The sequence below is a fragment of the bacterium genome, assembly GCA_035380285.1.
GTDB lineage: Bacteria > Auribacterota > Erginobacteria > Erginobacterales > DAOSXE01 > DAOSXE01.
In genome coordinates this window covers 63,161-75,028 of the sequence record DAOSXE010000003.1, presented here as the reverse complement: position 1 = coordinate 75,028, position 11,868 = coordinate 63,161, and the positions used below count along the sequence as shown (strand labels likewise).

8 protein-coding genes are annotated in these 11,868 nt (G+C 59.4%); all 8 read right to left on the bottom strand.

What is annotated here, in order from left to right; all coding sequences use genetic code 11:
- Nucleotides 1-286: 286 nt before the first annotated feature.
- On the bottom strand, nt 287-1,600 hold the full coding sequence (locus tag PLZ73_01940) for an alkaline phosphatase family protein (GenBank protein HOO76629.1): 1,314 nt from the start codon (nt 1,598-1,600) through the stop codon (nt 287-289).
- Nucleotides 1,601-1,720: 120 nt separating this feature from the next.
- The gene (locus PLZ73_01935; GenBank protein HOO76628.1) at nt 1,721-2,959 is read right to left on the bottom strand and encodes a GTP-binding protein; all 1,239 of its coding nucleotides are present in this window, start codon (nt 2,957-2,959) and stop codon (nt 1,721-1,723) included.
- Nucleotides 2,960-3,230: 271 nt separating this feature from the next.
- Nucleotides 3,231-4,034, bottom strand: coding sequence for a sulfate adenylyltransferase subunit CysD (cysD, locus tag PLZ73_01930; protein ID HOO76627.1), 804 nt, complete (start codon nt 4,032-4,034; stop codon nt 3,231-3,233).
- Between the two features lie 168 nt (nt 4,035-4,202).
- Nucleotides 4,203-5,243: an SDR family NAD(P)-dependent oxidoreductase gene (locus PLZ73_01925; GenBank protein ID HOO76626.1), complete on the bottom strand. Its 1,041-nt coding sequence runs from the start codon at nt 5,241-5,243 to the stop codon at nt 4,203-4,205.
- A gap of 205 nt (nt 5,244-5,448) precedes the next feature.
- Nucleotides 5,449-6,282 (bottom strand): CpsD/CapB family tyrosine-protein kinase, encoded by an 834-nt coding sequence (locus tag PLZ73_01920; protein HOO76625.1) that lies wholly within the window; start codon nt 6,280-6,282, stop codon nt 5,449-5,451.
- Between the two features lie 24 nt (nt 6,283-6,306).
- Entirely contained in the window at nt 6,307-7,962 is a 1,656-nt protein-coding gene (locus PLZ73_01915; protein ID HOO76624.1) for a Wzz/FepE/Etk N-terminal domain-containing protein, read from the bottom strand.
- A 144-nt stretch (nt 7,963-8,106) separates the two neighbouring features.
- On the bottom strand, nt 8,107-9,552 hold the full coding sequence (locus tag PLZ73_01910; protein ID HOO76623.1) for a polysaccharide biosynthesis/export family protein: 1,446 nt from the start codon (nt 9,550-9,552) through the stop codon (nt 8,107-8,109).
- A gap of 658 nt (nt 9,553-10,210) precedes the next feature.
- Nucleotides 10,211-11,830 carry a hypothetical protein gene (locus PLZ73_01905; GenBank protein HOO76622.1) on the bottom strand — a complete coding sequence of 540 codons (1,620 nt, stop codon included), beginning with the start codon at nt 11,828-11,830 and terminating at the stop codon, nt 10,211-10,213.
- Between the last annotated feature and the right edge of the window lie 38 nt (nt 11,831-11,868).

The following is an 11,868-nucleotide window of genomic DNA, read 5'->3' as shown; positions in this document are numbered from 1 at the left end:
CTTCTTCCGCCCCCCTTCATGATCTTCATGTCCTTCATGGTTCTTTCCCAATTTATCCCCAATCAGAGTTAATCAGAGTAATCAGGTGCGATAAGGGTTCAGGGTTCGGGGTTCAGGGTTCAGGAGGAAAACATAGAGCATAGGGCATAGCGTGCTCCTCAACCTCACCTTCTTCCGCCCCCCTTCATGAACTTCATGTCCTTCATGGTTCTTTCCCAATTCATCCCCAATCAGAGTTAATCAGAGTAATCAGGTGCAAAAATTCTTCCCTAATCCGTGGATACATTTACACCAACGAGGTGCCGTCGAAATCGTCGGGGACGGGAACGCCCATCATGGAGAGGATAGTGGGAGTCACGTCGTAAATCGCCGGACGCCGGGGGAATTCTTGCGCCCCCTGGATGAACAGCATGGCGTCATGGAACGTATGCATCCCGCTCAGGGGCCCGGTTTCGAACATCGCCTTGCGCTTCAACCCGGCCTTGAAATCGTAGCCGTCGTGGGGGTCGATGACGATATCCGGTCCTTCGCCGGCATAGGGCCCGGAAAGAGCTTCTTCGCGGCGATAGACCTTCTTGCAGATCGGCCTCCCGATTTCGGCCAATCCTTTCAGCTTGCGGACGATCTCCTCCCTCAATTCCCCGTATTCCCCCGGCTTGACCCCTCCCCGGGCCCATTTCCCCTCCTCGAGGATGTATATCTTCCCCGGCACCAGGGCGATGGCCCGGGCCCCGGGCGCAACCGCCTCGAAATCGAGATCGTGCGCGGGCGGGCGGGAAAAGGTCAGATATCCCCGGTCCTGGAGCCAGCGGTTGAGCTGGACTTCCTTTCTGATCCGGCAGAATCCGTGGTCGGAGAGGACGATAAGGCGGGTATCGGCATCCAGTTTATCGGCCACCCGGCCGATCACGGCGTCGATACGGCGGAAAAAATCGCGGCAATAGTCGCGGTTCTCGCCCTCGTCTCCCTCGGGATCGATGTACTTGAACATGAAGTGCATCAGGCGGTCGGTGTCCATGAAGTGGACGGCCAGGTAATCCCAGGGCTCGGAGTCCCAGAGGCGGAACAGGGTCCCGACCCGGCCCTCGAAGACCTCCAGATTCTCTTTTTTGAAATATTCGAGCGATTCCCGGGCCTTCATGGGATCGATATCGAGCCGGTAGCCCGTTGCTTCCAGCTTCGGCAGCGCCGAGGCCGGGTAGACCGCCTTAGCCAGGCTGGGGCTGAGGAACCCTCCCACGTTGATCCCCTCCACCGGACGGGGCGGATACGATCCCGGGATGCCCAGGGAGATGACCTTTTTCCCCGCCCGGGACAAGATTTCCTGGAGAGAAAGCGCCTTGCAGTCGGCGGAGTTGGGTATATGCAGTTCGAATTCCCGGGTCAGCTCCGCGAAACCGAAAACCCCGAAGCCTCCCGGGTTTTTCCCGGTCTGATAGCTGGTCCAGGCGACATTGGAGACCGTGGGCAGAATCGAATCCATCTGTGCCAGGCACCCCTCCCGGGCGAGGCGTGCCAGGTTGGGCATCGTCCCTTCCTCTCCCAGCCGCCGGGCGAGCGTGAAAGGGAAGCCGTCCAGCCCCAGAACCACCGTCTTCATAAGTCTTTGCCTCCGTCGCTGCGCGCGGTTTGATCGAAGTGGTTAATATAACAAGCCGCCTGTTCCTTAGACAGAAAAAACCCCGGCCGGAGCCGGGGTTATGAAGGCACGGGACGGATTTCAGGACTTCAGTTCATGGGCGATGATGCCGCCGGCCACGACGTCGTTTTTACGGACCAGGACGAAACGGCCCAACTCCGGAGTTTTGTAAAACGACTCCACCACCACCGGCCGCGAGACCGCGATCACCACCTCGCCCGCCTCGGTATCGTTGAGGACGGCGGCGTTCTCCTCGATGACCTCCAGGGAGGAAGAATCGATCCGTTCGCTGATGCGCTCGACCCGGGCCGGGACTTCTTCGGTGGCGACCCGCAGCAGGATCTCCTCCTCGATCGAAAATGGCGCGGGCGACATCCAGAAAATGCTGGCCTTGAACCGTTCGGTGACGGGCGGCTCCTCCCCGGGGTAAGCGGCGACCTGGCCCCTGTCGGGGGCGGATTCGGGTTCGGTGACGATCCCGGTGGACTCTCCGGCCGAAGCGTTCTCCTTCCCCGGCGTTCCCAACTCCAGTATCTTCGCCGTCCGGACCCGCGCCCCCGAGGGGAGGAACACCAGCTCCCTGCCCTTCTCCAGGACCCCGGCCTCGACCCGTCCCATGACCACTTTCTCCCCGGCGATCTCGTGGACGAGCTGGACCGGAAAGCGCATGGGCTTGGCCAGCGAAGAAGGGAGATTGACGAAGGAATCCAGCGCTTCCAGAAAGGTCGGCCCATCATACCAGGGCATGTTTTCGGAACGGCGGGAAACATTGTCCCCCTTCTTGGCCGAAATGGGGATGACCTGTTTGGGCTTGAGATCGACCCGGGCCAGGAAGGCGACGATGTCCTTCTTGATCTTTTCGAAGCGGGTTTCCTCGAACCCCACCTGGTCCATCTTGTTGACCACCACGATCAGCTGGTCCAAGCCGAGCAGGCCGATCATAAAGGCATGGCGCTGGGTCTGCTCCCTCACGCCCTCGGCGGCGTCCACGATCAGAACCGCGGCCTCCGCCTGGGACGCCCCGGTAATCATGTTCTTCAGGAACTCCTTGTGCCCGGGAGCGTCGATGATGACGTATTCCCGGCGGGGCGTCCGGAAGAAAGTCTGGGCGGTGTCGATGGTGATGTTCCGGCTCCGCTCCTCCTCCAGGTGGTCCATGACGTAGGCGAACTCGACTTCCTTGCCCTGCTCCTCCGAGGCGATCCTGATCTCTTCCAGCTTGTCCGGCGGCAGCGACTCGGTGTCGTAGAGCAGGCGCCCGATCAGCGTCGATTTCCCGTGGTCGACGTGGCCGACCATCACAAAACTCAGATTCTCCATTTCTTCCTCCAGCACTTTTTATCCACAGATTTCATAGATTAAAGAGGGGAAAACTCACCATGGAGACATATAGGGGGAATACCAGGGTTCAGGGTTCAGGGTTCGGGGGGAAAGAGCAGAGAGCATGAAGCACAGGTTATAGCGTGCCCCTCTTCCGGCCCCCTTCATGATCTTCATGTCCTTCATGGTTCTTTCCCAATTTCTCCTCAATCAGAGTTAATCAGAGTAATCAGGTGCAAAAATCCTTCCCTAGTCCGCGTAATCCTAGTTTTTACATGTAGCCCAGGGCTCTCAGTTTCTGCATGGTATTGACCGACTCCTTGTCCTGGGCCCGCCCCGCGCGCTCGGAGACCTTGGTGGTCTTGAGTTCCTCGATGATCTTGTCGATGGTATCGGCCTCGGAATCGACCGGGGAACAGCAGGGGACGCAACCGATGCTCCGGAAGCGCTTCCCGTTTTTGGCGAAGTAAAGCTCGGTGATGGGCAGCTTTTCGCGCTTCACGTATTCCCAGATATTGAGTTCGGTCCAGTGCAGGAGGGGGTGAACCCGGATGTGCTCCTCGTCCTCGGCCTTGGATTTGTACTGGTCCCAGAGTTCCGGCGGCTGGTTTTCGTAATCCCACTGGAACTGCTCGTTGCGGGGGGAGAAGTAGCGCTCCTTGGCCCGGATCCCGTGCTCGTCGCGGCGGATGCCCAGGAGCAGGGCCTTGAACCCATTCTGGGCGATCCCCATCTTCAAGGCGTTGGTCTTGAGCTGGGTGCAGCACTCCAGCTTCTCTCCGACGTTGGGCCCCATCCCCGCCGCCAGGGATTCCTCGTTGCGGGCCACCACCAGCTTCATCCCCCATTTTTTCGACCACTCGTCGCGGAAACGGTACATCTCCGGGAACTTATAGCTGGTGTCGATGTGCATCAGCGGGAACGGAACTTCGCCGTAAAACGCCTTGCGACAGAGATGCACCAGGGTGGTGGAATCCTTCCCGATCGACCAGAGGGCGGCGATGTCCTTGAACTGGTGATACGCCTCCCTGATGATGTAGATGCTCTTGGCCTCGAGTTCGCTCAGCTTGTCCATCGTTTTCTCCTTTGCGGTTCGCTAAAAAAGGAAATACTACCAAACGATCGGTGCGGATTAAAAGCCAATATCGTTCCCGCAAACCGCGGAAGGACCGTGTCCCGACCACCCCGAAGCGACATATCCGTGTTTTCGGGGACGAGGGAAGCGGGAACGCGAGTAAGAACTTCAGCGGTCCCGACTATCCAAAACGCCGCGGATGGACTCGAGGTTCTCCTCGACCCAGCGGTAGAGACGGGCTACCCCCTCCCTCACCCCCACCCGGGGAGCCCAATCCAGTTCGTCCCGGGCGCGGGCGATGTCGCTGACGTAGATTTTCTGATCCCCGGGGCGCCAGTCCGAGGACGAAACCGGGACGGAGCGCCCGGAAAGCTCTTCGAGAATTTTCAGAAACTCCCGCAGCGACACGGTGTTGCCGGGGCCGCCGCCGACGTTGAACATCTTTCCGGCGCAGCGGTCGATCCTCCGGACGGCGGCGTCGAAGGAATCGAGCAGATCGTCCATGAAGAGAACGTCCCGAACCTGACGGCCGTCGCCGAAGACGGTGATCCTCCTGCCGGTGAGCAGGGCGATGATGAACCAGGCCACCCATCCCTGATCCTCGATGCCGAACTGGCGGGGCCCGTAGATACAGGACTGCCGCATGACCACGGTCTTAAGTCCGTACATCCGGGCATAGTCACGAACGTACTGGTCGGCGGCGCCCTTGGAGCATCCGTAGGGGGAATGAAAATCCAGGGGCTGCGCCTCGCTCACCGCCGTTCGGGAACCGGCGAACCGGTACCGCGTTTCGGCAGGCTCGACCGGCATATCGTCGAGGTTGCCGTAGACCTTGTTCGTACTCGAAAAAATCAGGGCGCCCCGGTGCCCGGATTCCCGGGCCGCCTCCAGGAGATTGAAGGTGCCGAGAGCGTTGATCTCGAAATCGGTGCGGGGATCGGCGACCGAGGTGGTCACCGCCACCTGTGCCGCCAGGTGGAGGACGACGTCGAACCTCCCCCCGGCGAATACCGCCCGCACCTCTTTATAGTCGCGGACATCGACCGGCAGAAAGGCGAAGGAACCGAGGGTCTTGAGCCATTCCAGGTTGAGTTCCGAGCCTCTGCGGGAAAGATCGTCGAGGACGGCAACTTCGTCCCCGCGCTCCAGGGCCCGGGCGGCGGCGTTGCAGCCGATGAAACCCGCTCCCCCGGTGATCAACACCTTCATCTCTCGTCTCCTTTACCGTAACCATCTCCGGGTCTCATCCGCCCGGAGCCGTTACCAACAGCTAATTATAGTAACGCATCCGATGCCCCGAAACCAGGGCTGAAAACCCCGCTCCCGGCGGCTCCGGCAAAACGTTTTCCCCGGAACGCGCAGCGCGGACGGCACCCCTCGTTGCCGGGAAAAGGGGAACCGGGGCCCGGTAACCTCAAGCCCCGTAGTAGTGGGAAGAGTACATGTAGCGATAACGATAGAGGTAGTAAGGGATATACGTGACCACGCCCGTGAGTATGCTGCCGATGGGGTTGGCGTTGGCTTCGAGGAGGAGGGAATACGCCCGCTCGACGTCCACCGCCTGGGTCCTCCCCGCCCGCACCACCAGGATGGAGCCGTCGAGCGATTTTCCCAGGACCCCGGCGTCCGTCACCGCCAGGATGGGGGAAACGTCGAAGACGACGATGTCGAAAGCTTCCTTCAAGATCTCCAGGATCTCCCCCATCCGCACCGATCCCAGCAGTTCCGCGGGGTTGGCGGGGGGCGTACCGCTGGGGATGACGTACAGGCCCTCGGCGGCGGGTTTCTCGATGAACCGGGCAAGGTCGACGCTGCCGTTGAGAACATCGACCAAACCCGGCTCTTTTTCAATCCCCAAAAGGCGATGGACCGACGGTTTGCGCAGATCGGCATCGACCAGGATCACCCGCTTATCCATCTCCTGAGAAAAAGCCAGGGCCAGGTTGGCGGAGGTTAGGGTTTTCCCTTCTCCGCGGAGCGCGCTGGTGACCAGAAACGATTTCAGGCCGGTTTCGGGGAAGAGGGAAACGATGTTGGTCCGGATGGAACGGTACTGCTCGGCGATGTGGGATTTGGGGTCGCTGGCGGTCACGATCCGGGGATCGATGGCGTCGCCGGGACGGCGCGGTTTGGTCACGTAGGTGAGAACGCTGATCTCGTCCAGGATCCCGCTTTTTTTGGCCGATAGGTAATCCCTGACTTTTTCGACGCTGCTCCCGGCCCCGGCGCTTTTAATTTTTTTTCTCATCGATGTCTCTTTCCCGGCCCGGGCTCACACCGAGCTGCCGAAGACCATGGTGGCGATGATGCCGATAACGATAACGACGACGAACACGCCGATCCCCAACAGGCCCAGACGCTTCTTGGAAGTAATGAAGGCTTTCTCCTCCGGAGTGATGATCTGGCTGACGGCCCCGAGCATGGGCATGGGTAGAAACTCCCGGAGCTGGTTGGCCTCCTCGAAAGAATGATCGGTGACTTCGGCCAAAACCACCAGCGCAGCCCCAAGAACCAACCCGAAGAAAAATCCGGCGACAACGATCAGGGTGCGGTTGGGCTTAAAAGGCGCAAGGGGAATCTGGGCGTCGTCGATGACGTTGAACTTGGTCCCACGCTCCTGAAGCTCCAACCGCCTGGAAACGTAGGCCTGCTCGCGCTTGTTGACCAGGTTCATATAGGATCGGGAAAGGTTGGCCAGCTCGCGGCGGAGCTGGTCCATCTCTTTCTTGATCTTGGGGATGGTGGAAAGCTTGCGGAAGGATTCGTCCGCGATCTGGGACGTGATCTCGATGTCTTCCTTGATGGCGACGATCTGGTTGTCGATCTGGTTCAGCTCGGTCTTAAGCCCCTGGTAGATGGGGTTGAGAGAGGTGGTTTCTTCCCGGACCGACTGGCTGGCGGCCGACTTGATCGACTCCTGGAGGTTGTCGATCTCCTGCATCAGCCGGCGGACCATGGGGTGCTCCTCGGTGGAATCGACCTTGAGCCGGGCCAGCTCGATCTGCTTCTGGGTCAGCTCCGCTCGGAGGCTCCTGACCACCGGGTTGGTCTCGGTGATCCGCTGGGTGAGGATGAATTCGTTTTCGTTCTCCATCTGCCGAATTAAACTTGCCCGTTTTTTCTCCAGGGCCTTCAGCTCCCGGCCCTGACTGAGAAGATGGCTGCTGGAGTTGGAGTAGCGCAATTGATACATACTATGCGCGGTAGCTCCCAACGGACGTAGAGCTTCAGGAGAAAATGGAGGCGTTATCTCATTCCCGGTATACGGGTCCACCCAGGCGAGCTGATCGTATATCCGGTTGGAAACTTCCTCGGGGAGAAGCTCGACATTATCCTCCTGAAGCTTCTGCAGCTCCTCTTCCTTCTCCTCCATCTTCCGACGATACAGTTCGATCTCCTTGTTCAGCCACTCGATCCCCTGCTCGGTCTCCATCTCCTGGCTTTCCAGGTTCTCCTTGATGATCTTGCGGGTGATGGCGTTGACGATGTCCCGGCATTCCCGGGGGTTGAAGTATTCGCAGGAGACCTCGATGAAGTTGTTGTTGGTGTTTTTGACCGAGATACTGTCTCGAAGCAACGAAACCAGGTTGGCATATTCGATCGGACTCTTAGCCTGTTCTCCCAGATTGAGTTCCTTGATCACTTCCTCGATGACCGCCCGGCTCTTGACCATCTGGACGATGGAACTGAGCCTGGTGCTCAAGGAGGTGCCGATCGACATCCCCTTGATGAAGGGATTTTCCTTGGCTTTCTCCACCACCTGGATTACCGCCGTGCTTTTATAAACCGGTGTAACCAGGTACCCATACCCCCAGGCGATCAGGGAACAGAAGATCACCGGGACGACGAGGAGCATCTTGCGGTGAAAGATGATCTCCAGATAGCTCCGGGCCGTGCTCCGGATCGTCATGGTGATGGGTTCGACCATAGGGAAAACAGGGTTCAGGGTTTAAAAAGCATAGGGCATAGAGCATAGGGCATAGAGCCCCGGGAACCCCGGCTGGTTTCAAGTGCTTTCATGCCGGCATGCCTCTTCGATACGTCAAACCATTTCCCGGAACTTCAGCCGGCGTCAGCGGAGATAGTCCTTTCGGAATTGATCCCAATCTTCGTAAGCATCGCCGAGGCTGGCCAGGTCGGAAATGGGCTGGGTGATCTTCAGCACGATCTGCGAGAACTTGTCGATGACCAGCATCGGATAGTAGATGATCGTTCCCGGCTCGATCCGGATATTGTCCTGCATCTTCCCCTCGTAGAGCATGGCGTAGACGTTGATCCATCGGTGGGTGGGGTGGGTCCGATGAGGCGTGATCACCTGGATACGCCGCATCGCCGATTGATTCAATTGAGGGATACCGGCCCGGAACATGCAGTCCCAGAGGGTCATATTGGCTTTATCCATGATGTACTCGGCCCCGCCACCCTGAGGTTGAAGCACGTAGAATTTCTTGCTCCCGTAAAGGGTGATGAACACCTTGACGAAGGGGTTGTCGATGTAGGAAGTGAGACGCCTGCGCAGCTCCTCGGCCAGTTCGTCCCGGGTGAGCCCGTCGGCCATGATGATTTCGTTGGTGAGAGGGATGATCAGCTCGCCCCCTTCCTCAACCTTAGCCGAAAAACTGAACTCGGGGTGGTTGCGGACCACCACCTTGACGGCATCGTCCGGGCCCAGGGTGTACTGCTGAACGACGTCCTTTTCCGCCAGGCGGTAATCCTCTTCGGTCCTTCTTTGAATCTCGTGGTCGAGCCGGCGGAGGAATATCCCGGTCCGGCGGTAATCCCGGCGCTGGCGGTTGACCTCGACGAACTTCTCCTCGGCCCGGTCCAGGTCCCCCCGCTGAAAATACTCGAAACCCTGGGCGTAGGCTTCCCGGAGCGCCCGGTCCTCTTCCTCTCCCGCCATCTGGCGCAGTTCCGCTTCCTCCTGGGCCAGCTGCGCGGCCAGAGCTTCCTCTTCCTCCATATCCTTCTTCTCCAACTGGAGCCGGGCTTCGCCCAGGAGCCTGCGGGCTTCGCGGTTGGAGGGATCGACCCGGACCACGTTCTGGAAGGCCTCCACCGCCGCCGGGTAATCCGCCCCGCGCATGGCTTCGACGCCACGGTCGAACTCCGCCCTTAGGTCATCAAGAATTATCTCTTCGGTTCCCGAGTCACCGGCTTCTTCCGCCGCTAAAAGTTCCCAGGCTTCGCGGCGGTAGTAATCCGCCCGGCGGTAGCCGGGATCGATCAAGACCACTTCCTCGAAGGCGTTGACGGCTTGGCGGTAATCCCGGGCCTCGAAAGCGTCCAGGCCCAATCCGTAAAAATACCTGATCCTCAGCTCGGGCCGCACCGGCACCGATATTTCTTCTTCGACCTGAACTTCGACGACGGCTTCGGGCGGAGCTTCCGAGGCTTCGGCGGAAAGCGCCAAGGCCGCTTCCTCCGCCTCCAGCCGGTCCTGGGCCGGCCCCGCGGGCGCCAGCAGGAGTGAGAGCGGTATAAGAAGGTAGACGATCGCTGATCTATCCAGATGCATCTTCATTGCTCCGTGCTCGGGAAAATTTCAATTCGACAGATTACGCTTAACTTGAGAATTAAACCCTTCCCCGTCGGCAATTGTCAAGGCACTTTCTCCCCGACTTTTTCTCCCTGAATCAAAAAAGAGGGAAACGGGGAGAGGGTTAGCCACAAAAGGCACAAGAGGCACGAAAGTGCAGAAGGGGAAGCGGAGAGCGTTAGCCACAAAAGGCACAAGAGGATTTTGAATTGGGGGGCAAGGTAGGGGGCCTGTCCCCTCTATGCTCCATGCCCTATGCCCTATGCTTTCCCTACCATGAAGGGGAGAGGGTTAGCCACAAAAGGCACAAGAGGCACAAGAGGATTTTTAGATATGAAGACGGCCTGAAGATGCTCAGCGGCGGACAGTGGAAGCAAACTCCATCTGCGTAATTTTAGTTCCTTAATCTGTGAAACCTGCCTGCCGGCAGGCAGGTCTGTGGACTCATTGAAGAATCCAGGTGGGGGGGGGGGCTTTACGCTCCGCGCTGTGTTCCTCCTGAACCCCGAACCCTGAACCCTCGGGTGGGCCGGCGGTGGGTCTTACTCTATGCCCCATGCTCTCTGCTCTATGCTTTTCAATAGACTGATTATTAGACTTATACTATTTTATGCTTATAAATATTATTATATATAATCTATTCCAGATTTAAACGTTCAAAGACCCGCTTGCCGATCAGCATGTTCTCCCCGGGGAGGAGCAGACCCCGATCGAACCCCAACCAGGCCGGGACCCGACCGCTGGAATAAATATCCTCCCAGGGCGCCGGGTTTTCCGCCGGGGGGTACCGGTAGATCGTCGGAGAGAGATGGATAAAATCGACCCTGGGGGTGCCTTCGCGGATTTCGCGAAGCTGACCTATCTCCCACGGGATCCAGACGGCTGCCCGACGGGCGAACCAGGCCACCGCCCATGGAGAATCGGATACCACCAGCTCGTCCGGCTTGAGAACGGTCTGGATCTTATCCAGGCCGTTTTCCTCTTCCAGCAGGCGATACTCCTCGGGTCCCATCACCGACTCGAAATACCGTCGAATCGGCGGTCCCGAGAAAGCGGTCACCACGCCCGGATAGGCGCAGACCGACAAGAGCGCAGTCCAGGCGGCGGCCCGTTTCCACCCGCTTCCCGAAAATTTCTCCCCCGCACAATCGTGCAGAAACGCCAGGGCAAGCACCACGGCGGCGGGGAGAAAGACCATGAGCCCTCCCACCGTGTTCGGGTCGGTGAGAACGATGACCATGACCTCGGTTACGACCAAGACCCCCAGCATCCGCCCGGCGAAGGCCAGCCTCCATCCGGACCGGAACACCGCCGTCAGAAAAACCGCAAACAGCGGAGTATACCCCAGCACCTGCCAGTAAGGCCCGATCAAGCCCAGGAAAACCGCTGCCTTGACCGTTACCGTTCCCACCCAACCCGCGGGGAACGCGCTCAGGGAAATATCGCGGAACACCCGGTTCCCCGGCCAGGCCCCGGTGAAGGAAAAAAACTCGCTCCAACGCAGCGAGGCGAGCGGATTCCCGGCAACCGCCAGGTTGCGGATCAACCAGGGCGACAGCGTCATGAAAAACGCCCCCAGAAAAATCATCCCCTTTTTCCTCCGCCCGGCGGGGGAATACAGAACGTACATTCCGACGGCGCACGGGAGCAGAAAAATAAAGTCGAACTCGGAAAGGGCCAATATCCCGAAAACCGCTCCGGAAACCGCGGCGCGGCCGGGACCGCGGCCGGCGATCGCGATAAAGAAAATGAGGCAGATCACGGCCTGAAAGCCGATTCCCACCCCGGCATAGGCGGCCTCCAGCACCCCCGGACTGAGAGCGCAGGCCAGAAAAGCCGTTATCCCCCAACCCAGGCCGCAGAGCCGCCAGACCCAACCTCCCGCCAGCAGGCAGGCCCCCAGGGACCATACCAACGAGGTGGCGGTCACGACCTGGCTCTCGGGGCCGAACTTGCGGAAAAACAGCGAGAGCAGCCAAGGGTAGGCCGGGGAGTTATACAGATCGGGATAGACCTCCCGGCCCGGGAACCGCCCAAGGGTGGCCGGCCGGATGAAGTCGCTGGCGAAGCCCCGGCCCTCGGCCAGGTTGCGGGCGACCTGGGCGGCGTCCATGGCGTCGATGACGGTCAGCCCCTCGAAATTATTGAGATAATACGCCGTCCAGACCCCGACTGCGAGACAGACCGCCGCCGTCATGATGAAAATTTCGGCGGACAGCGAGTCCAGCCAGGTTACGCTGGGCGTTTTCTTGAACATGCTATTTCACCCGATCGTAAGGCAAGAACTTGTTCATC